The organism is Serratia sp. JSRIV001 (assembly GCF_019968745.1).
Classification (GTDB): Bacteria; Pseudomonadota; Gammaproteobacteria; order Enterobacterales; family Enterobacteriaceae; genus Chania; species Chania fonticola_B.
In genome coordinates this window covers 285273-306951 of sequence record NZ_CP074147.1, presented here as the reverse complement: position 1 = coordinate 306951, position 21679 = coordinate 285273, and the positions used below count along the sequence as shown (strand labels likewise).

Genomic DNA, 21679 nt, shown 5'->3' with positions numbered 1-21679 from the left:
ACTCAGACCAGCCGGAATAACCGGCGGGCGTTCTCATCAGTTTTCTGGCCCAGCCACGCGGGATCTTCTTCGCGCCAGGTCGCAACCTGCCGGATGATATGGGGCAGAAAACAGGGTTCGTTGCGGCGAGATGCAGGTTTCGGGTGTAAATCCCGGGGCAACAAATAGGGGGCATCGGTTTCCAGCAGCAGACGATCGGCCGGGATTTGGGGTAACAAGGCACGCAGTTCCAGACCCCTGCGCTCATCACAAACCCAACCGGTGATACCGATCGACAGCCCCAGCGCCAGACAGTCCTGTAACTCTTCGGCGCTGCCGGTGAAGCAATGCACGACTGCGGCGGGCAGTTTATCCAACCAAGGGGTCAGCAGTGCAACAAAACGTGCGTGTGCGTCGCGACAATGCAGGAAGACCGGCATATTGAGCTCGGCGGCCAATGCCAACTGGGCGTTGAAAGCCACTTCCTGCTGTTCCGGGGTAGAAAAGTTGCGGTTAAAGTCCAGCCCACATTCACCAATGGCTGCAACGAAGGGCTGCGATGCCAACCGGTGAATGTGCTGCGCAACCTCATCGTTCCAACTGCTGGCATCATGCGGATGCACGCCAGCCGTAGACCAGCAATAGCCACTATGCGCACGGGCCAGGTGACTGGCCGCCTCGCTTTGCTGCGCGTTGGTGCCGGTGATCAGCATCCCCGTCACGCCTGCGGTTTTGGCTCGCTCAACCACCTGTGTGGCATCTTTGGCAAATTGGGAGCTGGTAAGGTTGACGCCAATATCAAACATGGTTTTTCCAAAGCAAAAGCCGCCCGATGGGCGGCTTAGAGACAGACGAGTATCAGGAGGCTGGTGGCTCTTCGCCTTCCTCTTCTTCCTCTACCGGCTTGCGCCGCTTCCCGACATAGAAGCGGGCGAAGAATACCCCGACCTCAAACAACAGGTACATCGGGATCGCCAATAGGGTTTGCGAGAACACGTCCGGTGGCGTCAACAGCATGCCGACCACGAAAGCACCAACCAGCACATACGGGCGTTTCTTACGCAGGTCTTCTGGCGTAGTAACACCGCTCCAGCACAGCAGAATAATGGCAACCGGCACTTCAAAAGCCACGCCGAACGCCATAAACAGCGCCATGACGAAACTCAGGTAGTTGCTGATATCGGTCGCAATCGTGACGCCGATGGGTGCAGTTTTGGCAAAAAAGCCAAAGGCCAGAGGGAACACGACAAAGTAGGCAAACGCCATCCCCAAATAGAACAACAGGCTGCTGGAGACCAGCAACGGCATCATCAGGCGGCGTTCATGCTGGTACAACGCAGGAGCGATAAAGGCCCAGACCTGATAGAGAATGAAAGGCGCGGCAACGATCACCGAAACCATCATCGTCAACTTGATCGGAGCAAAGAACGGTGAAGCCACATCGGTGGCGATCATGCTCGCCCCGGCAGGCAACTGATCGATCAGCGGTGCAGACACGATCTGATAAATATCGTTAGCGAAAAACACCAACACGATAAAGATCGCCAGCACGCTGATGATCGAATTTAACAGCCGCTTACGCAGTTCAATCAGATGACTGATAAGCGGTTGGGTATCTTCAACGGCCATGTTTTAACGTTCGCCACTAGGTTGTTGAGACGCAGGGGATTTATCCGCCACAGGCTCTGGGATGGCCTGCTTTGCAGGGATTTGCTGATCCACGACCGTTGCCTGAGCCACGGTTGGCACCACCAGCTCACTATGCTCGACTGGCGCAGGTTCAGTCGGCTGCGGTGTGGCAACAGGTGCCGAAGCGGTAGTCGCCGCTTCCGCCGGCGTCACGCCATCGTGAATGGCTTCAGGATCGGTGACCACTGGATTGTGGATGGTATGCGGCGGTTCGTCCTTATCGACGTGATAAGAGCGTTTCAGCGACTCAGCCGCCTCTTTCAGCTCATCCATTGAAGCTTTGAGTTCCGGCGTTAAATTCTGCAAACCCGCTTTCTCCGCCTTCTTAAGGCTTTCCTGCAGTTCTTGCAGCTTCAATTCCTGCGTCAGCTCATTCTGCACCGAAGCTGCCAGAGAGCGCAGCGCTCGGATCCAGCCCGCAACGGTTCTGACCGCCACCGGTAACCGTTCTGGCCCGAGTACCACCAGGCCAATCACCAGTACCAGCAGCAGTTCACCAAACCCAATGTCAAACACGGTTTATACCTGCTCTTTGTTCTTCGACTCTTCCGCTGCTTTCACTTCCGGCTGCTTATCGGTGATAGGCTTGGCAGCAAAGTCTGCATCGTGGTTGGTTTTTTCAGTCGTGTTGGTTGGCGCGGTGCTGTTGTCGTCGCCAATCGCTTTTTTGAAGCCCTTGATTGATGCACCGAGATCGGAACCTAGGGTACGCAGTTTGTTGGTGCCAAACAGCAGTACCACGATCACCGCGATGATCAACAATTGCCAAATACTAATACCGCCCATTGTACTTACCTCTGGTTTAAAAAAGGGTCTATACCCGTTGTCTTTCAAGTTGCCGCATTATATACCCTTCATCTTTGTGTTGGATATGCCCCGTTTTTGCAGGGCTACAGCGACAACGCTTAACCTGATGGTTAATTTATTCAGACGGTGCGTTTCCAACCAACGACCCAGGCTACTACGCCTGCGGCCATCATCCAGGCAGGGAACACCTCTACGCCTCCCAGCAGTAAAATCGTACCACTGACTAACAGTGTAGCGCCAACCCCGAACAAATACCGTGATTGACCTTGCCGAACGCGTTGCGCCTGCATCTGACCGGTCAATTTATCGACGCTTTGTTGCAACAGTTTATGCTGTTGCAGGCTGTCATAAAATAGCTCTGGTAACTCCGGCAATTTCTCGGCCCAGAACGGCGCTTTTTCTTTCAGCGCGCGGATCACCGCCGGAATGCCCACCTGATCCCGCAGCCAGCTTTCCAGGAACGGCTTCGCCGTGGTCCACAGATCCAGTTGCGGATAGAGCTGGCGGCCAAGGCCCTCAACGTACAGCAGCGTCTTTTGCAGTAATACCAGTTGCGGTTGCACTTCCATATTGAAACGGCGTGCGGTATTGAACAGGTTCAACAGCACGTTACCGAACGAAATTTCCGCCAGCGGTTTTTCAAAGATCGGCTCGCAGACGGTACGGATGGCAAACTCAAAATCTTCCACGTTGGTATCACGCGGTACCCAACCAGAATCAACGTGCAGTTCCGCCACCTTACGGTAGTCGCGGTTGAAGAAGGCGATAAAGTTTTCCGCCAGATAGCGCTTGTCGTCTTTGTTCAGGGAACCCACGATACCGCAGTCGATGCCGATATAACACGGATCTTCCGGGTGTTCATAGCTGACGAAAATATTGCCTGGGTGCATGTCGGCATGGAAGAAGCTGTCACGGAATACCTGGGTAAAGAACACCTGGACGCCACGCTCGGCCAGCAGTTTCATATTGGTGTTCTGCTGTTCCAGAGCCGCAATATCCGACACCGGGATACCGTAAATCCGCTCCATCACCAACACGCTTTCACGGCAGTAATCGGAGTAAACCTCTGGCACGTAGAGCATCGGGCTACCGTCAAAATTACGGCGCAGCTGGATGGCGTTGGCCGCTTCACGCAGCAGGTTCAGCTCATCGAGCAGGGTTTTCTCATATTCACGCACCACTTCGCGCGGGCGCAGACGGCGACCGTCCGGCATCAGCTTAGGTACCCAACCTGCCAGGCGATACATCAGGCGCACATCGGCTTTGATAATCGGCCCAATATCCGGGCGGATCACCTTCAGCACCACCTCTTGGCCGGTCGTTTTCAGCCGGGCGGTATGCACCTGGGCAATCGAAGCCGATGCCAGCGCCTGCTGGTCAAAGTCATCGAACCAGGTTTCCAGCGGGCCGCCCATTGCCAACTCGATATGCTTACGCGCGAGCGCGCCATCGAACGGTGCTACTCGGTCCTGCAACAGCGTCAGTTGGTCGGCAATATGGGGTGGGAACAGATCGCGGCGGGTCGACATCATCTGGCCGAACTTGATCCACACCGGGCCCAGCTCTTGCAGCGCCAGGCGCAGGCGTTCACCCAACGGCTGGTCTTTATGGCGGTTAGGCATCCAGAACAGCAGGCGACGGCCAATGCGCAGCGGCAGCGTCAAGCGCATCTTGGGGATCAGTTCATCCAGTCCATAGCTCAGGAAAACGCGCACGATCAAATACAGGCGGCAAATTTCGCCAGGGGTCATCGGTTACCCTCCAACTTGTCCAGACGGGCAATCAGTGCGTCCACACTGCGAACGGTGGCATCAACCTCTTCGTTAAACCACACCACTTCAAGCGGGCCGGGAGCCATACGCCACTCTTCGGTCAGCGTTTCGGCGACGTAGCGTTGCTGGCTCTGCAAACCGGATTTCAGCAGGCCCAAACCTTTGCCAACGATCTGGCTAACCCCTTGCGCGGCGATGTCGCCTACATAAGGCGCCAGCCATTCCGCCGGATCCCACTCTGCCAGATCGAGCAAGCCGACCAGCTGTTGCACCACCTGAATATCGCCTTCGACAATCAGCTCGCCGCTGCGCATCAGCGGGGAAAGTTGCTGACGATCGCGCAATTTCAGCAGCACCGGTACGCGGGTTTGCACCGTACAGTCGGCTCTATCTTCTGATTGGCCAAGCACATCCACGCGCTGTTCGCTGAACAGCAGAACCAACGGCGAAGAGAGTTCCTGTAGCTCGATACGTAACACTTTACCCGCCAGCCGTTGGCGGGCAGCTTTCATGCTGCGATCGCGAAACAGCAGGCTATTGAGCGAGGTTTCCAGCACGCCGGTCAGTAACGGGGTTAGCAGCATCGGCATTTCCATATCAGAACTTGAAGCCCCGGTGCAGCGCCACGATGCCGCCGGTCAGGTTGAAGTAGTTGACGTTCTCGAAACCGGCCGCAGCCATCATCCCCTTCAGGGTTTCCTGATCGGGGTGCATGCGGATCGATTCTGCCAGATAGCGGTAGCTGTCCGGATCTTTCACCACCAGCTCACCAATTTTTGGCAGCACGTGGAAGGAATAGGCGTCGTAAGCCTTGCTCAGCGGCTCCAGCAGCGGCTTGGAAAATTCCAGCACCAGCAGGCGGCCACCCGGTTTCAGCACGCGGAACATCGAGCGCAGCGCTTTGTCTTTATCGGTGACGTTGCGCAGGCCAAAGGAGATGGTGATGCAGTCAAAATAATTATCTGGGAACGGCAGCGCTTCGGCGTTGGCCTGCACGTAGCTGATATTGCCAACGATGCCGTGGTCGCGCAGCTTTTCGCGCCCCATCTTGAGCATGGAATCGTTGATATCCGCCAGCACCACCTGCCCCTGCTCACCGACCATGCGGGAGAACTTGGCGGCCAGATCGCCAGTACCACCGGCCAGATCCAGCACGCGCTGGCCGCGGCGCACGCCGCTGCAATCGATGGTAAAGCGCTTCCAGATACGATGGATACCAAACGACATCAGGTCGTTCATCACGTCATATTTTGCCGCTACCGAGTGAAAAACGTTGGCCACCATGGCCTGCTTCTCGTCTCTTGCTACGGTACGAAAGCCAAAATCGGTGGTTTCCTGCGCTTGATCTGCCATTGTCCTGCCTGCCATTCAGTCAATTTAGTGTCGTGGAGTGTACCAGAAAGCCGCGTAATACCCCACCTTGCAACGGTATCATCCGTGCGATGTGCGATGCGGTTCTTCGTTGCTATCGTCGTTATCTTCCTCCGGGAGCGAGGCGATATCCTCGTCTGGCTCAGAGAGCAGCTCATCATCCTGTTGTTCCGATGCCTGCTGCGCCAAAAGCGGGTTGATGGGACGTTTAATCTCAACCCCAAGCGCGCGGAAGCCCTCGATCCGGCCGATAAGATTACCACGGCCTTCGCTCAGTTTATTCATCGCCTGGTGATAACTGCCCTGCGCCCTATCCAGGCTCTGCCCCAGGGCCGACATATCGTCAACGAACAGGCGCATCTTGTCATACAGGCGGGCGGCGCGATCGGCGATCCGCTGGGCGTTCTGGCTTTGGTGTTCATAGCGCCACAGGTTGGTGATGGTACGCAGAGCCACCAGCAAAGTGGTTGGGCTGACCAGCATGATGTTATGTTGCAATGCCTCGCTAATCAGCTCCGGCTCACGATCGATGGCCAGCAGGAAGGCGGGTTCCACCGGGATAAACATCAGCACATAATCCAGCGAACGCAGGCCAGGTAACTGTTGATAATCTTTACGGCCCAGCACACGGATGTGCCCGCGCAGCGAAGTGATATGCTCGGTCAACGCTGCTTCGCGTTCAAAATCATCTTCACTGTTGAAGTAACGCTCATAGGCCACCAGCGACATTTTGGCGTCGATCACCACGTCCTTGCCCTGTGGCAAACGCACGATCACGTCCGGCTGCATGCGGCTTTGGCTATCCAGCCGCACATTGACCTGCGTCTCATACTCATGTCCTTCACGCAGGCCAGAGGCTTCCAACACGCGGCTCAGCACCACCTCGCCCCAGTTGCCCTGGGTTTTGTTATCGCCTTTTAGCGCCTTGGTGAGGTTGAGCGCCTCGCGAGCCATTTGCGCATTCAACTGTTGCAGATTACGGATTTCGTGCGTCAATGTATGGCGTTCGCGTGCTTCCTGGCCAAAACTGTCCTGCACCTGGCGGCGGAAACCGTCCAACTGCTCGCGTAACGGCACCAACAGGCGATCCAGGCTTTGCTTATTTTGCTCATCTACCTTACGGCCGCTGTTTTCGAAAATGCGGTTGGCCAGATTCTCAAACTGGGTGGTCAAACGCTGTTCACTGCTGATCAACAGCCGCTGTTTCTCTTCTGCGGCCATCCGGGTCTCTTCCAGGCGGATCGTCACCTCACGCAGTTCGGCTTCCTGAGCGCTGTTGACTTCACGCTGCGCCCGTAGCTCCTGGTTCAGCAATTCACATTCATTGCGCCAATGGTTGAGCTGTTGCAGTCTCTCCTGCCCGGCGGCCAGTTGGCTGTGCAGGGTGCGCAGTTCCAGATCGTTTTGCCGTAGCAGCTGTTCGTGGCGTTGCAGCGTCTCTTGGCGGGAGGCAGTTTCAAGCTGTGCCTGCTGTAAAGACTGTTCCAGCAGACGCATGTCGGTTTCATGTTGCGCGCCGTGCTGTTGCGCACGCAGGCTGGCGATCAGCCACCCCAGCAGTAAACCTATCGCTACGCCACCAATACCGTAAACCAAACTGGTATCCACCCTGCCTCCTGTCATGCATGCACTTGCGGCGCGTTTTACGCCTGTTGCCTGCCACGTTAAAGGGAGCCTGTATGGATGTCCAGTCTGTTTTTATGTGGAAGTGAGCACGGTAACCAAGGCATTACCGTGCAGATAAGGCGGATTAAAACAGTTTGAAGCGATATTCGGCGATAAACTCGCCGGACAGCGAGTGGGAGGTCTGGGAATGGCCATCCACCAGTATCGGCGTTTTATTGCTGTTCTTATAAGACCAACCCGGCCCGGCCATGGCGAATACCGTCAGGTTTTTCAGCTTGGGATGGGAGGGAGCCCAGCGGCCAAAGACGTTGATCTCACCGGTACGCACCGCAGCACCTTGGTAGCTGAACTGGCCAACGTTGCCCGCCAGCCCGGCAGTAAACTCAGGCGTGATGCGATATTCGGCCATGGTGGCCAACATGGTTTCGCCATCGCGCATATAGTCTTCACCGGCATAGGCCATGGAGGTAAAGGTGCCGCGTGAGTTTTTGGACATATGACGGGGATAGAAGCCAAGCTGGCCGTCACCCTTCGGCGCTCGCGTATGGGCGATGCCGACCTTGACGCTCCACAGCGGCTCCTGCCATTTGGCATCCAGCGCATAGTGGTTGGCGTTATGATCGAAGTTGCGCTTGCTCAGCGCCATCTGTTTATAGTCATCCAGCGCCTGAGTGGTGTAAATCTGGCTGCCCAGGCTGAGTTTCTCATCGACCTTGTAGCTCATACGCAAGATCTGACGGCGCAGATAGTCCTGAGACTCCCCGTAGGCCAGTTGACCGTTAAATGCTTTATTCTCATAGCCCAGCTCGGCACTGGCAAGATGGTTGATATAGCGGCCATCGTTGGTTTGCAAGCGCAGGCTGTCGGGTGAGCTACGATCCATCGAACGTTCAACATACGCGCCGCGCAAAGAGAGCCCGGCACCGGCTACGCCACCGGACCAACCCAGGTAAGTCGTAGGCGACAGGCGAGTGGAGGTGGAGATCACGCCGTAGTTACGCAACACCTGCCAGCCAGCCTGCGCATTCAGCGCTGCGCCACCCACGTCGCCTTTCAGCTTGATATAGCGCTGGCCCACCTTGCTGTAGCCAGCAGCATTCTCTTTGCTGTTGCCGGGGCCGTTGTTGTACAGCACCCCACGAGTATTGAAGTAATCACTGGCACCCAGCTTTACCGCGCTGTAGTAATCGAGATTAACGCCGATAAAGTCCGCCAGATAGCCGGACTGATAGCCCAGCGCCAACCCTTGCCCCCAGGCGTTATGCACCTCTTTTGGATTGGCGGCATCTTCCTTGAGGTACTTCCAGTAGTTTTTCAGCGACAGTTCAGCATGGCTGTCGCTGAAAAAGGGCGAATTCAGGACGTCATCAACGCTGGCCTGGGCCGCGGTGGAGAATAGCGAAATAGCGACCAGACAGCTTAAAGCAGAACGTTTCATTATTGTTATCCCCGAAAAAGGTATAGAAAATCCCTGCCGAGGCGATATGCTATCGCCCCAGATAATATCCCCGAGCCAAAAGGGTGGGTTATTTTTATTAGGTAATAATCAAGGTGCTTTATTGAGTAACGCTTTCCCTTTAGCGACATAAGTCATATCGCCAATATCGGTTACGGTATATTTTCCGTCTTTATAAGTCATCTTGACGACGGCCGCATTAGTCAGTGGCTTATTTTTGTTCGGATTATCGGTCATATCGGAAATCATCATCTGCATCGAGAGCCCGGAAGAGACCGCCAGGATGTTTTTATCCCCGTTCTTCACCGCATTCTGCACCATGGTATGCAAGGCTCGTTGCATACGGGTTTTGACCTGCTGCGCGCTTTCCGCCTCTTGCTTATCATCGCTTTGCGTGATGGCATCCACCATCGGGATCAGGCTGATCTTGCCTTCGCCCATTTGCTTGAACATCTCGGCACCAGAGGCCAGGCCCAGCTTCTTGGCAGCAGCGTCGGCCATCTCTGCGTTAGCGCGTCCTTCAAAACCGCCGAAGAACATTTCGCGCAGGTCGGTCAATTCCGTGACCTTAGCGTCCGGCTTCCCCATTTCCTTGAGGATCACCTGCATCGTTTCACGCTGGCGGCCAGCGTCACTGGTGTAGAAGCTATCGAAAGGGATCTCCTTCAACCCGGCCCCCAGATAGCGCGCGGTTTCGATCCCGGCCGGTGTCAGCGGTGAGTCAGCCCAGCCCTGCACGCGATCGTAGGTATTGAGCAGTGTTTTACCGTGGCGGGCAAAATAGATATCGACGCTGTCGCTTTGCGCGGCGGTTACGTTGAAGGCTGCAGCAGAGGAAACGGCAAGTACGGAGGCCAGTAGCCAGGTTTTAATTTTCATAAATCTTTCCTTAGTGAACAAAATAACGTCTATAGGTTAATTTTTTTAATCATCGGCAGATCATTTGCCAAAATAAGGGCGAAAAAAAACCCAAACCCATGACATTGGTTCGTCAACGGGTTTGGGTTTTGCCTGTTTATTCACAGTAACAATCCACTTATTGGGAAAGTAACACCGTTAAAAAAATAAGGGAATTAAAAAACGCCGGTTAAGGATAAATTCGTGATCGAATTCTCACTGTGCGCTGAATAATTAAAATATGAGGTTATTTGGCAAGGCGCCGGTTCATGCCATCCACTGGGTAAACCATTTGATACCAAAGGCGCCTGGCGCCAGGATGCCGAAGGCCCAGACCATTGCCGAGGCCACATTGGCGATCTGGAACGCGGTTTGCGGCATGGCACAAATGCCCCCCACCAGCGGTACTACGGCGCGCAACGGCCCGAAGAAGCGCCCAAAGAAGATACCCAGCACGCCCCAACGCTCAAAAAACGCATGGCCACGCACCAACAGCTGCGGATTGCGTGACAGCGGCCACATATGGGCTACACGCCCCTGATAGTGATAACCGACCCAATAGGAGAGCCAGTCACCAAAGAAGGCACCGGCGGCCGCCGCCGCCCAGATCGGCCAGAAGGCAATGCCGCTCTCGCCAATCAACGCCCCCAACCCCAGCAGAATAACCGTGGCAGGCAGCAACAGCGAGAGGAAGGCCAGCGACTCACCAAACGCCAGGAAGAAGACGATCGGGATCGCCCAGGCTTCATGCTGGCGCACTGTTTCGCTAACCCAGTTAATCACGTCATTGAGGTTCATAACCTGCTCCTTTTGAGAACGGATCCGACCTCAAGGATACGCAGCCTCCTTCCTCACTAGTTAAACCCTGGTTAAACATGGTGCCGTTATTCCAGATAGAGCGCCTGCAACGTCTCGAGCTGGCTTTGCCCCAACCCATATTCGGCCTCCAACCAACGGTTGGTGGAACCGTATTGCTCATGAATGCAGCCCAACGCGGTCGCCAGGAACTCTTCACGTGCACTGAGCACATAGGCAAACTGCGCCACCGAGGCGTCGTTCAGGCGGCTGGAGATCTGATCCAGCATATGTTCACGGTAGCTCGCCAGCGTGGTTTCCGTCAGCAGATAATCTTCCATTACCGTAGCCTCATCCGCACCCAGCGCCAGCAGTACCATCGCCGAACCAACTCCGGTACGGTCTTTGCCTACCGCACAGTGCTGCACAATCGCACCGCCTTCAGGCTGAGCCAGCAGCTGCGCCAGTTGGCGATAGGCGGCGTTATTGAACGGCAGGCGGCGGTACAGCTCCAGCATAAAGGCCCGGGCATCAAACTTGGCCAGCGTTTCGTCGGTGAGTTTTTCAAGGTTGGCATTCACTTCGCTGCTGAGCGGGTTGGCCGGCACATGGTAATAATCGGCTCCCGACCATAGCACGTCAGGTTTAGCCTGCACTTCGTCGAAGTCGCGGTAATCCAGCACCGAGCGCATTGGCACCTGAGCCAGGTAGCTACAGTCGTTTTCACTCAAGCGATCCAGAGCGCCGGAACGAAACAGCAGCCCGCGTTTGATGCGGCGGCCATCGGCCACACTGTTGCCGCCTAAATCGCGGAAGTTGATGCCACCGTCTAGCGGCGCAAGTGAAGGATGGAGCAAAATCTGAGCGGTCATAGACGTCCTTTATGTTGATTGTCTTGAGATTAGCTGCCATACGGCCAGCAATGGCAAGACCCCAGCAGCAGCAGGCCAGCAGCATGACACAGAGGGGGTAACCGTAACAGAAGGAGAAACGGGCCGTCAAACGGCCCGCTTTTAACGGGGATTACAGCAGACGGCGAGCAGCCTCAACGACGATTTGCACCGCCTGGCTTTCAGTCTTCTTCATGGTTTCCGCATTCGGGATCTCTTGCTGGGTGCGGTTAACGATCACACCGGCAACCATCCCCGCACGCAGGCCCTGACTGGCGCACATGGTCAGCAGAGTGGCGGATTCCATTTCATAGTTCATCACGCCCATCGCCTGCCACTCTTCCATTGAGCCTTTAAAGCGGCTGACCACACGGCCGGAATAGGTGTCGTAACGTTCCTGGCCTGGGTAGAAGGTATCGGAAGAGGCGGTCACGCCGATATGCGTGGTAGCACCGCTAGCCTTGGCGGCTTCAACCAGCGCAGTGGTACAGGCAAAGTCTGCCACTGCCGGGAATTCCATTGGGGCAAAGTGCAAGCTGGCACCGTCGAGGCGCACAGCAGCGGTTGTCACCAGCACGTCGCCCACGTTGATATTGGCCTGAATGGCACCGGTCGTGCCGATACGCAGGAAGGTACGGATACCCAGCTGTGCCAACTCTTCAACGGCGATCGAGGTAGACGGGCCACCGATACCGGTTGAGCACACGATCACTGCCTTGCCATCCAGTTCTGCACGCCAAGAGGTAAATTCGCGGTGGGAAGCCAGATGAACCGGGTTTTCCATCAGCTTGGCAATTTTCTCAACACGCTGCGGATCGCCAGGGACGATGGCCAATGTAGCGCCTTGCAGATCGTTTTTAGTGAGACCGAGGTGGAAAACGTCAGACTGAGACATGGGGGACTCCTCATGGATACGGTTTTTGGGAGGAACAAACAGAGATTCTACTGACAATCGCTGTTAAATTTCGTGATGATCATCACCTTGAATAAAGAAACAGAAATTCATCTACATTATTTTTGTGATTAATATCACATAAAAAACCCTGACACGCTTAATCTCCATTCAGTTTATACCAACTTGCTGCCTGAGCAGCCATTGCTATCCTGCGCGAAAATTCGCCATGCGATGCTAATAAGCGCTAATCTGCCTATAGTTAACTGCCGCGCTTTTTCTCTAACGCATGGAGCCTGCAATCAATGAAAACAGAACAACAAATGACGTTAAAACAGGCCAAAGGGGGATTTACCCCGGCCGTCGCACCGTTGGCCACCTCAACCATTCTGACCGATGTGCAGGATATACACGTGGGGGAAACCACCATCCCTTCGCAGGGGGACGATCTGCCAGCCTATATCGCCAAACCGGCCCATCATCAAGGGCCGTTCCCCATTGTGCTGGTCGTGCAGGAAATCTTTGGCGTGCATGAGCACATTCAGGATCTGTGCCGCCGCCTGGCCAAGCAGGGTTATCTTGCCATCGCTCCAGAACTCTATTTCCGCCAAGGCGATGCCAGAGAGTACAGCGAAATCAGCGAGCTGATGCAAAAGCTGGTCAGCAAGGTGCCTGACAGCCAGGTATTGGCGGATCTGGATCACGCTGCGCACTGGGCAACGCGCCACGGCGGCGATGCCGGCAAGTTGGCGATCACCGGTTTCTGCTGGGGCGGTCGCATCACCTGGCTGTATGCCGCGCATAATCCGCAGCTGAAAGCGGCAGTGGCCTGGTACGGCAAGCTGGTGGGGGAGAAAACCTTGAATTCGCCGAAGCACCCGGTTGATATCGCCACCGATCTTTCGGCGCCGGTACTTGGGCTATACGGTGGCCAGGATGGCAGCATTCCGCAGGAAACGGTGGAAACCATGCGCAAGGCGATCAGAGCGGCCAATGCCGATGCGGAAATCGTGGTTTATCCAGAAGCGGGTCATGCTTTCCACGCCGATTACCGGCCAAGCTATAACGCGGAGGCTTCCGCCGACGGTTGGCAGCGCATGTTGGCCTGGTTCAGCCAGCATGGCGTGAAATAGACGGGCGCAATATGCCGAGTTAGGAGGGAAATATCAGCAGTTTCAGGGGCAGCAAGTGCCCCTGATGCTTGTCAGTTAAGCAACTAACTTAGCTCAGTGACAAAGTGCCGAACGCACCGTGCCAATCGTGCTCGAACTTCTCAACCGCCGCCTGCACCGCCGGGGCGCTGATAAACTGCTCTGCGACATCGACCGATAAGGTAATAGCTTCACAACCTGCCAACAGGCACTCCAGTGCCTGACGTGGAGTCTTGAAGCTGGCGGCCAGCACCTTGGCCTGCGGGGCGTGCAGTTCTAACAAGTGCTGTAACTCCTGCACGGTAGCAATGCCATTGCCACCCTGGGCATCCACGCGGTTGACGTAAGGTGCCACATACTTCGCCCCTGCCAAGGCAGAAAGCAGCCCCTGTGCTGCCCCATACACTGCCGTCCCCAGCGTTGGAACAGCCAAGCCTTGCAGGATTTTGATCGCGGCCAGCCCTTCACTCGTCACAGGTACTTTCACCACCACGCCAGGAACGCGCTGGTGAAGCATGACCGCCTCTTCAACCATCTGCTCGGCCGTGGTCGCCATCACCTGGGCAAACAGCTTCCCTTCACCACCGATGATATCGCGTAAAGCGGGCAGCACTTCCCATAGCGACGTGCGTGACGCTGCCACAATGCTCGGGTTAGTTGTCACCCCTTGCAACGGCAACACACGTGCCAGACGTTTTACCGCATTGATGTCGGCAGTATCCAGATAGAGTTCCATAGTTGCTCCTCAAGGCTAAAAATGAAGGGCGCCGCAGCGCCCAAAAATGGATTACAGTTCAAGCTCTTGTTTCAGCAACGCTTCTACCTGTTGGGCAGACACTGCGTTTACCAGTGCGTCACGGAAACCTTCATGCATGATGCGCCGCGCCAGCTTGGAGAAAATACGCATATGCTGGTCGCCGGCGGCATGTTTATTAAGGGTCAGCATGATCACGAACTGCGCCTCTTCATCGCCCCAAACAACCGGCTGCGCCAGCTTGGCCACGCTGATGGTGGACTGTTCAATATGTTCAGATTTGGTATGCGGAATGGCAAAGCCAAAGCCCAGGCCGGTGGAGAATACCGCCTCACGCGCCCACAAATCGGCGGCAAGATTACGGGGGTAACGGCAACGCCCGGCCAGCAGCAGGTTATCTGCCATCCCTTTGATCACCTCTTCTTTGCTGCGCCAATCTGCCCCCAGGGCAATGCATTCCGGCGTGATCAGCGGCGCATCGCTTTGCTCCATACGGAACTGGGCCAGCAGGTGTTCCACTTCCAGCGAAGTACGGCAGGCCATGGCCCGGTTGAGCAGCAAACGGCATTCGCGGCTGTCCAGCTTGGCCAGGCGGGTTTTGGTGGCGGCAATGGAAGGCGCGCTCATGCTGATCTCATCCAGCCCCATACCCACCAGCAGTGGCAACACCGAACCTTTCGCCCCCAGCTCGCCACACAGGCCGATCCATTTGCCATGTCGGTGCACTTCACGCACCGCATGATCCAACCCACGCAGGAACGCCGGGTTCAGGCTGTTGTAGTGCTTGATGACCTTGGCATTATCACGATCCACCGCCAGCAGGTACTGCGTCAGATCGTTGCTGCCGATACTGAAGAAGTCGATCTCCTCACAGCACTGGTCGATGATAAACAGCACCGAAGGCACTTCCAGCATGATGCCGAGCGGAATTTTTTCGTCGAACGGGATCTGTCCGGCACGCAGCGATTGCTTCACTTCGGCCAGTTGATCCTTCACCCACAGGATCTCTTCCATTGAGGAGATCATCGGGATCATGATCTTCAGCGGACCATGTGCCGAAGCACGCAGGATCGAGCGTAGCTGGGTGCGGAACAGCGGCAGGAATTCCTGATAGATACGCACCGCCCGGTAACCGAGGAACGGGTTGTTTTCGGCCGGGATGTTCAGATAATCCACCGGCTTGTCGCCGCCGATATCCATGGTACGCACGATGATCGTCTTGCCTGCTGCGGCTTCCACTGCCTGGCAGTAAATGTTGTAAAGCTCATCTTCGGAAGGCGCGGTCAGGCGATCCATATACAGCATTTCGGTACGGAACAGGCCTACTGCCTCTGCACCGTTGCCGAAGGCCGCCTCCGCTTCTACCGCATGGGCGATATTGGCGGCAACTTCCATCCGCACACCGTCGGCCGTACGCCCCGGTTGATCAAGATAGGCGCTTTGCTGGCTGCGGATCTGCTCGCTCAGCCACTGCTCCTGCTGATAATAGCGACGAACCGGTTCGCTGAGATCGCAGGCCACCAGCCCAAGATCGCCGTCGATCTGCACCGATTGATTCAAATATGGCAGCATTGCAGCGGCATCAACGCCAACCAGGGTTGGAATGTTAAAGGAGCGCGCTAGGATCACCGTATGTGAGGTGCTGCCACCGCTGCCCAGCAACAGGCCTTTCAAATAACGCTTGTCCAGCTCCAGGAATTGGCTCGGGGTCAGTTCATCGGTGATGCAAATGCTGTCTACACTCAGTGCCTGCTGCGCCGGGAAGCGCTGCTCGCCATAAATTTGCTGTAACAGCTGGAAGCTGACATCACGAATATCCAGCTCGCGCTCGCGCAGATAGGCACTGGCAGACTGTGCCAGTTGCTGGCTGAAGTGGGCTGCAGTGGCCACAATGGCAGCGGCACAACTTTCCCCTGCCAACACGCCATCAAGCAGGTGCTGGCGGAATGCGCCGTCACGTAGCAAGGAGCGATGCGCTTCCAGCACCGCCGTGGTGGTGCCGTTACCGCCCATCAGTTGCAGATCCAACGCCTTGCCGAAGCGCGTCAACCCTTCGGCCAACTGCTGCTGCTCCTGTTCAACAGATTGCGTAGGCGGCAACATCAGGGCGTTTAAATCTATCCGCGCCAGATGCACCAGTTTGCCATTGGCGGTGCCTTGGTTGACGGAGCGAGCGCGTACCAGCGTTGGGTTCAGGTTAGCCAAAGACTGCGGGATAGGCTCCTGCTCTGCCTGGTCATTCACCTGTGGCAACGCTTCGTCGCAGTGCGGGAATTCATGTTGGATAAACTGGCTCAGGCGCTCAAACGCCGCCTGTTCATCTTCCCCTTCGATAGTGATGCGGCATTCATCACCCAGCAAAGTATCGGTACCGATCAGTGACAACACGCTTTTGCCGTCGCCACGCAGGCCGCTACGCGAGTTGTGCCATTCAAAGCGGGAACGGAAACCGTTGCACAGGGTTTCGATATGGCTGGCTGGGCGGGCATGTACCCCGTTGGGCAGCGCGCAGGTAAACGTCACAAATTTCGCCATCACTCTTTCCTCATACCAAAAGCAGCGGTGAACAACACCGGTTTGCCACAAGGATAAAAGCGCAGCGCGGCCCAGAGCTATCGGATAAAAATGTCAAACACTGGACAAATGTATCCTGACGGCATAAATGCGATGCCGCTCACAAAGCCCGTTGCCACAAGCCCGGTTTATTCTGTCGCACACTTTGAGTTAGATCGCACTTTTCTCCAGACAATACAAAAATCCAGTAAATGGCAATTTTATCCACTGTTGATAGTTCCGCCAGATGCCTATTGTGATAGCCAACAACCTTTATCCATCAGGGGTCATTCCCCGGTGGTTTTATCTCAGAAGCACGCTGGTTGCGGCCAGGGAGTGAACGATGAAAGAGCTACTCACTATTCTAAGAAACACACGCCAGCACTTGATGACCGGCGTCTCCCATATGATCCCGTTTGTGGTCGCCGGCGGCATTTTGCTGGCTATCTCCGTGATGCTGTATGGCAAAGGGGCTGTCCCCGATGCGGCGACGGACCCTAACCTGAAAAAACTGTTTGATATCGGCGTGGCTGGATTGACGTTGATGGTGCCTTTCCTGGCGGCCTATATCGGCTACTCCATCTCGGATCGCTCCGCGCTGGCTCCCTCGGCGATTGGGGCCTGGGTAGGCGCATCCTTCGGGGCTGGTTTCTTCGGGGCGATCATCGCTGGCCTGCTGGGCGGGATTATTGTGTTCTATCTCAAGAAGATCCCGGTGCCGAAGATCCTGCGCTCGGTGATGCCGATCTTCGTGATCCCAATCATCGGCACCCTGCTTACCGCAGGCATCATGATGTGGGGCCTGGGTGAACCGGTTGGCGCTCTGACCAACGGCCTGACCCACTGGCTGCAAGGTATGCAGCAGGGCAGCATCGTCGTGCTGGCCATCATCATGGGCCTGATGTTGGCGTTTGACATGGGCGGCCCGGTTAACAAGGTGGCCTACGCCTTTATGCTGATCTGCGTCGCTCAGGGCGTGTATTCGGTGGTCGCCATCGCGGCCGTTGCCATCGCCACCCCACCGCTCGGCCTGGGATTCGCCACGCTGATTGGCCGCAAATACTACACCCCAGAAGAGCGCGAAGCGGGTAAAGCTGCACTGCTGATGGGCTGCGTCGGCGTTACCGAAGGGGCTATCCCGTTCGCCGCTGCCGATCCGCTGCGCGTGATCCCCTCCATCATGATTGGTTCTGCCTGCGCCGCCGTGACGGCCGCGTTGGTGGGTGCACAGTGCTACGCCGGTTGGGGTGGTCTGATTGTGCTGCCAGTCGTTGAAGGCAAGCTGGGCTACGTAGCCGCGCTGCTGGTGGGCATGGTGGTCACCGCCCTGCTGGTTAACCTGCTGAAAAGCTTTGCTGCCAAGAAACAGGCTACTAAAGTCGCCCAGGATGATCTGGACTTGGATTTCGAAATTAACTGAATAAATACGCCTGCAAGCTGCCGCTAATCACAGTGCAGCTTGCAAGACACGCATACCATTTTGAGGAGTTTTCCATGACCATGATTATCGCTGTAACCGCTTGTCCATCTGGCGTTGCCCATACCTACATGGCTGCCGAGGCCATCGAGCGTTCCGCCAAAGCGCAAGGCTGGCAGTGCAAAGTTGAAACCCAAGGCTCCATCGGCCTGGAAAACGAACTGACGGCCGAAGACGTGGCAGCCGCCGACGTGGTGATCCTGACCAAGGATATCGGCATCAAGTTTGAAGAACGTTTTAAAGGGAAAACCGTGGTACGCGTGGCCATCAGCGACGCGGTAAAACGAGCCGATGCCATCATGGAGAAGATTGCCGCCCATTTAGCGCAAAAGGCTTAACCGCTCAGCCAGCCCGGCACGACGTGCCGGGTTTTCCCGCCCCATTACCGCACAAAAGGAAAATGTGATGATCTCCCGGATCGAACGTCTAAAAGCCGCCCTGTTCTCCGCCCCGCGTGAAATTTCACTCGAACGCGCACTGCTCTATACCGCCAGCCACCGGCAGACCGAGGGAGAACCCACCATCATCCGCCGTGCCAAGGCAACCGCCTATATTCTCGATCACGTGGCAATCACCCTGCGGGAAGATGAACTGATTGCCGGTAACCGTACGGTGAAGCCGCGGGCCGGGATCGTGTCGCCAGAGATGGACCCTTACTGGCTGCTGAAAGAACTGGATGCTTTCCCAACCCGTCCGCAGGATCGCTTTGCCATTTCCGAAGCGGACAAGCAGGTGTATCGCGAGCAGCTTTACCCTTATTGGGAAAAACGTTCAATGAAGGATTTCATCAACGGCCAGATGTCAGAGGAGGTTAAAGCCGCTACCCAGACCCAGATTTTCAGCGTCAACCAGACAGATAAGGGCCAGGGGCATATCATCATCGATTATCCGCGCCTGCTGAATAACGGCCTGGATAGCCTGCTAGCCGAACTGCAAAGCCATGCGGATCAGCAGCCAGACAACGCATTTTATGCTGCCGCACTATTGTTGTTACATGCCTCACAGCGCCATATCCTGCGCTATGCCAGCCTGGCACGCCAAATGGCGGAGCAATGCAGCGATGAGACTCGTCACGCCGAGCTGCTGCGCATCGCCGAGATCTCCAGCCACAACGCCCACCACAAGCCGCAGGATTTCTACCAGGCGTGTCAGCTGTTCTGGTATATGAACATCATTTTGCAGTATGAATCCAACGCCAGCTCCCTGTCGCTGGGCCGTTTCGATCAGTACATGCTGCCATTTTATCAAGCCTCCCTCAATCAGGGGCAGGATCCGGCCTTCCTGAAGGAGCTGCTGGAAAGCCTGTGGGTGAAATGCAACGACATCGTGCTGCTGCGCTCTACTTCCAGTGCTCGTTATTTCGCAGGGTTCCCTACCGGCTATACCATCTTGCTGGGCGGCCTGACGGAAACCGGCCGCAGCGCGGTCAACGTGCTGTCTTTCCTGTGCCTGGATGCCTACCAGAATATCCGCCTGCCGCAGCCGAACCTGGGCGTGCGGGTCAATGAGTTCATCGATCGGCCATTCCTGCTGAAAACCGCCGAAACCATCCGCCTCGGCACCGGTATTCCGCAAATCTTTAACGATGAGGTGGTGGTGCCAGCGTTCCTGAACCGTGGCGTCTCACTGGAAGATGCGCGTGATTATGCGGTGGTGGGCTGTGTTGAGCTGTCGATCCCAGGGCGCACCTACGGCCTGCACGACATTGCCATGTTCAACCTGCTGAAAGTGATGGAGTTGACGCTGCTGGATAACGAAGGCAACGCCAGCCTCACCTATCCGCAGTTGCTGGATCACATTCGCGAAAAGATCCGTCATTACGTCCGGCTGATGGCCGAAGGCAGCAACATCTGCGATATCGGCCACCGCGACTGGGCACCGGTGCCGCTGCTGTCTTCCTTTATCGATGACTGCCTGCAAAACGGCAAAGACATCACCGAAGGCGGCGCACGCTACAACTTCTCCGGGGTACAAGGTATCGGCATCGCCAACCTGAGCGATTCGCTGTTTGCCCTGAAAGGCCTGGTGTTCGATCAACAGCGCCTGAGCTTTGATGAGCTACTGGCCACGCTGAAGGCCAACTTCGCCACGCCGGAAGGGGAAAAGATCCGCGCACGGTTGATCAACCGCTTCGACAAATACGGCAATGATATCGACGAAGTTGACCTGATCAGTGCCGATCTGCTGCGATTTTACTGCAAAGAGGTGGAACAGTACCGTAACCCGCGCGGCGGTCAATTTACCCCCGGATCTTATACCGTTTCTGCCCACGTGCCATTGGGGGCGGTGGTGGGAGCCACACCAGACGGGCGCTATGCAGGGGAACAATTGGCGGACGGCGGGCTTTCGCCAATGCTCGGCCAGGATGGCCAGGGGCCGACGGCGGTGCTGAAATCGGTGAGCAAGCTGGATAACTACCTGCTCTCCAACGGTACGCTGCTAAACGTAAAATTCACCCCAAGTACGCTGGAAGGTCAGCAAGGGCTGAATAAACTGGCTGATTTCCTCGGGGCCTTTACCAAGCTCAAGCTACAACACGTGCAGTTCAACGTGGTGAATGCCGAAACGCTGAAGGAAGCGCAGGCCAGGCCACAGGACTTCGCCGGGCTGGTGGTGCGTGTTGCCGGCTATAGCGCATTCTTCGTGGAGCTGTCGAAGGAGATCCAGGATGACATCATCCGCCGTACAGCGCATCAACTGTAACCTGATCACGCCCGGGTTTTCCCGGGCGACGCCCGCAGAGCCACAGGCCCGGATCTTCAATATTCAGCGTTATTCACTGAACGACGGCCACGGTATCCGCACCGTGGTGTTTTTCAAAGGCTGCCCACATAGCTGCCCTTGGTGTGCCAACCCGGAGTCGATGTCCGGCAAGATCCATCGCGTGCGGCGCGAGGCCAAATGCCTGCGATGCCAACCCTGCCTGAACGACGCACAGGAGTGCCCAAGCGGAGCGATGGAACTGATCGGGCAAAACATCACGCTGGAGGCGCTGTTACAGCAAATCCTCAAGGATGAGGTGTTTTATCGCACCTCCGGCGGCGGGGTGACGCTTTCCGGTGGCGAAGTACTGATGCAAGCCGAGTTTGCCACCCAACTGTTGCAGCGCTTGCAGGCGTTGGGCATCAATACCGCCGTTGAAACCGCCGGAGATGCCTCGCAGGCCCAGGTGCTGGCCCTGGCAGAACACTGCGACCAAGTCCTGTTCGATCTGAAAATCATGGATGCCGAGGCCGCCAAACATCAGTTGAACATCAATCTGCCACGGGTGCTGGCAAACTTTACCGCGCTGGTGCAGCGCGGAGTTAACCTGATCCCGCGCCTGCCGTTAATACCCGGCTACACTTTGAGCACGGAGAATATGGCGCAGGTGCTGGCATTCCTGGCGCCTTTTGGGCTACAAGAGATCCATCTGCTGCCTTTTCATCAGTACGGCGAGGCGAAATATAGCCTGCTGGGGCGCGAATATGTCATGCGCGGCGTAGCGGCCCCAACGGAACTACAGATCGCTCCCTTACAGGCGATGGCGCAACAGGCGGGTTACCGGGTGATCATTGGCGGTTGAACAGC

The 21679-nt window shown here is 56.3% G+C and carries 19 protein-coding genes and 1 pseudogene; 5 read left to right on the top strand and 15 right to left on the bottom strand.

The window, feature by feature from the left end:
• Window positions 1-2: 2 nt before the first annotated feature.
• From tatD to udp, 13 genes and pseudogenes are all read right to left on the bottom strand, one after another.
• Window positions 3-785 (bottom strand): 3'-5' ssDNA/RNA exonuclease TatD, encoded by a 783-nt coding sequence (gene tatD / locus KGP17_RS01315; RefSeq protein WP_059201910.1) that lies wholly within the window; start codon window positions 783-785, stop codon window positions 3-5.
• A 52-nt stretch (window positions 786-837) separates the two neighbouring features.
• Complete coding sequence (gene tatC / locus KGP17_RS01310) at window positions 838-1608, bottom strand: Sec-independent protein translocase subunit TatC (RefSeq protein ID WP_021181465.1); 771 nt, start codon at window positions 1606-1608, stop codon at window positions 838-840.
• Window positions 1609-1784: 176 nt separating this feature from the next.
• Window positions 1785-2184: pseudogene (tatB, locus tag KGP17_RS01305) on the bottom strand (Sec-independent protein translocase protein TatB); the annotation flags it as partial.
• A gap of 3 nt (window positions 2185-2187) precedes the next feature.
• Window positions 2188-2454, bottom strand: a complete 267-nt coding sequence (gene tatA, locus KGP17_RS01300; protein WP_021181467.1) for a Sec-independent protein translocase subunit TatA — start codon at window positions 2452-2454, stop codon at window positions 2188-2190.
• A gap of 140 nt (window positions 2455-2594) precedes the next feature.
• The gene (gene ubiB / locus KGP17_RS01295; RefSeq protein WP_021181468.1) at window positions 2595-4226 is read right to left on the bottom strand and encodes a ubiquinone biosynthesis regulatory protein kinase UbiB; all 1632 of its coding nucleotides are present in this window, start codon (window positions 4224-4226) and stop codon (window positions 2595-2597) included.
• Window positions 4223-4831 carry an SCP2 domain-containing protein gene (locus KGP17_RS01290; RefSeq protein ID WP_094983281.1) on the bottom strand — a complete coding sequence of 203 codons (609 nt, stop codon included), beginning with the start codon at window positions 4829-4831 and terminating at the stop codon, window positions 4223-4225. Before KGP17_RS01290 ends, ubiB begins: the two co-directional genes overlap by 4 nt.
• A gap of 13 nt (window positions 4832-4844) precedes the next feature.
• A complete protein-coding gene (ubiE, locus tag KGP17_RS01285) occupies window positions 4845-5600 on the bottom strand; it encodes a bifunctional demethylmenaquinone methyltransferase/2-methoxy-6-polyprenyl-1,4-benzoquinol methylase UbiE (protein ID WP_021181470.1) in 756 nt (251 codons plus the stop codon).
• A gap of 78 nt (window positions 5601-5678) precedes the next feature.
• Window positions 5679-7226 carry a DNA recombination protein RmuC gene (rmuC, locus tag KGP17_RS01280; RefSeq protein ID WP_223498731.1) on the bottom strand — a complete coding sequence of 516 codons (1548 nt, stop codon included), beginning with the start codon at window positions 7224-7226 and terminating at the stop codon, window positions 5679-5681.
• 142 nt (window positions 7227-7368) lie between these two features.
• The gene (locus KGP17_RS01275; RefSeq protein ID WP_021807962.1) at window positions 7369-8682 is read right to left on the bottom strand and encodes an OprD family outer membrane porin; all 1314 of its coding nucleotides are present in this window, start codon (window positions 8680-8682) and stop codon (window positions 7369-7371) included.
• Window positions 8683-8790: 108 nt separating this feature from the next.
• Window positions 8791-9579 (bottom strand): histidine phosphatase family protein, encoded by a 789-nt coding sequence (locus KGP17_RS01270; RefSeq protein ID WP_081050576.1) that lies wholly within the window; start codon window positions 9577-9579, stop codon window positions 8791-8793.
• A gap of 285 nt (window positions 9580-9864) precedes the next feature.
• Window positions 9865-10395 (bottom strand): DedA family protein, encoded by a 531-nt coding sequence (locus tag KGP17_RS01265; protein ID WP_024485458.1) that lies wholly within the window; start codon window positions 10393-10395, stop codon window positions 9865-9867.
• Window positions 10396-10481: 86 nt separating this feature from the next.
• On the bottom strand, window positions 10482-11264 hold the full coding sequence (locus tag KGP17_RS01260; RefSeq protein WP_209524141.1) for a tyrosine-protein phosphatase: 783 nt from the start codon (window positions 11262-11264) through the stop codon (window positions 10482-10484).
• Window positions 11265-11415: 151 nt separating this feature from the next.
• Window positions 11416-12177: a uridine phosphorylase gene (udp, locus tag KGP17_RS01255; RefSeq protein WP_021807966.1), complete on the bottom strand. Its 762-nt coding sequence runs from the start codon at window positions 12175-12177 to the stop codon at window positions 11416-11418.
• Between the two features lie 302 nt (window positions 12178-12479).
• On the opposite strand from udp, the gene KGP17_RS01250 reads away from it, so the two are divergent.
• Window positions 12480-13307, top strand: a complete 828-nt coding sequence (locus tag KGP17_RS01250; RefSeq protein ID WP_166733875.1) for a dienelactone hydrolase family protein — start codon at window positions 12480-12482, stop codon at window positions 13305-13307.
• An 88-nt stretch (window positions 13308-13395) separates the two neighbouring features.
• Here KGP17_RS01250 and fsa read toward each other — a convergent pair whose 3' ends face one another.
• Both fsa and ptsP read right to left on the bottom strand, forming a co-directional pair.
• A complete protein-coding gene (gene fsa, locus KGP17_RS01245) occupies window positions 13396-14061 on the bottom strand; it encodes a fructose-6-phosphate aldolase (RefSeq protein ID WP_223498730.1) in 666 nt (221 codons plus the stop codon).
• A 51-nt stretch (window positions 14062-14112) separates the two neighbouring features.
• Entirely contained in the window at window positions 14113-16614 is a 2502-nt protein-coding gene (gene ptsP, locus KGP17_RS01240; protein WP_223498729.1) for a phosphoenolpyruvate--protein phosphotransferase, read from the bottom strand.
• Between the two features lie 361 nt (window positions 16615-16975).
• On the opposite strand from ptsP, the gene KGP17_RS01235 reads away from it, so the two are divergent.
• The 4 genes from KGP17_RS01235 to KGP17_RS01220 all read left to right on the top strand — a co-directional run bounded on the left by KGP17_RS01235 (window position 16976) and on the right by KGP17_RS01220 (window position 21674).
• Window positions 16976-18052 carry a PTS fructose transporter subunit EIIC gene (locus KGP17_RS01235; RefSeq protein WP_021807970.1) on the top strand — a complete coding sequence of 359 codons (1077 nt, stop codon included), beginning with the start codon at window positions 16976-16978 and terminating at the stop codon, window positions 18050-18052.
• 74 nt (window positions 18053-18126) lie between these two features.
• Window positions 18127-18447, top strand: a complete 321-nt coding sequence (locus KGP17_RS01230; protein WP_021181481.1) for a PTS fructose-like transporter subunit IIB — start codon at window positions 18127-18129, stop codon at window positions 18445-18447.
• 67 nt (window positions 18448-18514) lie between these two features.
• Window positions 18515-20812 (top strand): formate C-acetyltransferase, encoded by a 2298-nt coding sequence (locus tag KGP17_RS01225; RefSeq protein ID WP_223498728.1) that lies wholly within the window; start codon window positions 18515-18517, stop codon window positions 20810-20812.
• On the top strand, window positions 20778-21674 hold the full coding sequence (locus tag KGP17_RS01220; protein WP_223498727.1) for a [formate-C-acetyltransferase]-activating enzyme: 897 nt from the start codon (window positions 20778-20780) through the stop codon (window positions 21672-21674). Before KGP17_RS01225 ends, KGP17_RS01220 begins: the two co-directional genes overlap by 35 nt.
• The last annotated feature ends 5 nt before the right edge of the window (window positions 21675-21679 follow it).

Coding starts and splice junctions, on each gene's coding strand:
- tatD (WP_059201910.1), bottom strand. CDS start 785: ATGTTTGATATTGGCGTCAACCTTACCAGCTCCCAATTTGCCAAAGAT.
- tatC (WP_021181465.1), bottom strand. CDS start 1,608: ATGGCCGTTGAAGATACCCAACCGCTTATCAGTCATCTGATTGAACTG.
- tatA (WP_021181467.1), bottom strand. CDS start 2,454: ATGGGCGGTATTAGTATTTGGCAATTGTTGATCATCGCGGTGATCGTG.
- ubiB (WP_021181468.1), bottom strand. CDS start 4,226: ATGACCCCTGGCGAAATTTGCCGCCTGTATTTGATCGTGCGCGTTTTC.
- KGP17_RS01290 (WP_094983281.1), bottom strand. CDS start 4,831: ATGCTGCTAACCCCGTTACTGACCGGCGTGCTGGAAACCTCGCTCAAT.
- ubiE (WP_021181470.1), bottom strand. CDS start 5,600: ATGGCAGATCAAGCGCAGGAAACCACCGATTTTGGCTTTCGTACCGTA.
- KGP17_RS01275 (WP_021807962.1), bottom strand. CDS start 8,682: ATGAAACGTTCTGCTTTAAGCTGTCTGGTCGCTATTTCGCTATTCTCC.
- KGP17_RS01270 (WP_081050576.1), bottom strand. CDS start 9,579: ATGAAAATTAAAACCTGGCTACTGGCCTCCGTACTTGCCGTTTCCTCT.
- KGP17_RS01265 (WP_024485458.1), bottom strand. CDS start 10,395: ATGAACCTCAATGACGTGATTAACTGGGTTAGCGAAACAGTGCGCCAG.
- KGP17_RS01260 (WP_209524141.1), bottom strand. CDS start 11,264: ATGACCGCTCAGATTTTGCTCCATCCTTCACTTGCGCCGCTAGACGGT.
- udp (WP_021807966.1), bottom strand. CDS start 12,177: ATGTCTCAGTCTGACGTTTTCCACCTCGGTCTCACTAAAAACGATCTG.
- KGP17_RS01250 (WP_166733875.1), top strand. CDS start 12,480: ATGAAAACAGAACAACAAATGACGTTAAAACAGGCCAAAGGGGGATTT.
- fsa (WP_223498730.1), bottom strand. CDS start 14,061: ATGGAACTCTATCTGGATACTGCCGACATCAATGCGGTAAAACGTCTG.
- ptsP (WP_223498729.1), bottom strand. CDS start 16,614: ATGGCGAAATTTGTGACGTTTACCTGCGCGCTGCCCAACGGGGTACAT.
- KGP17_RS01235 (WP_021807970.1), top strand. CDS start 16,976: ATGAAAGAGCTACTCACTATTCTAAGAAACACACGCCAGCACTTGATG.
- KGP17_RS01230 (WP_021181481.1), top strand. CDS start 18,127: ATGACCATGATTATCGCTGTAACCGCTTGTCCATCTGGCGTTGCCCAT.
- KGP17_RS01225 (WP_223498728.1), top strand. CDS start 18,515: ATGATCTCCCGGATCGAACGTCTAAAAGCCGCCCTGTTCTCCGCCCCG.
- KGP17_RS01220 (WP_223498727.1), top strand. CDS start 20,778: ATGACATCATCCGCCGTACAGCGCATCAACTGTAACCTGATCACGCCC.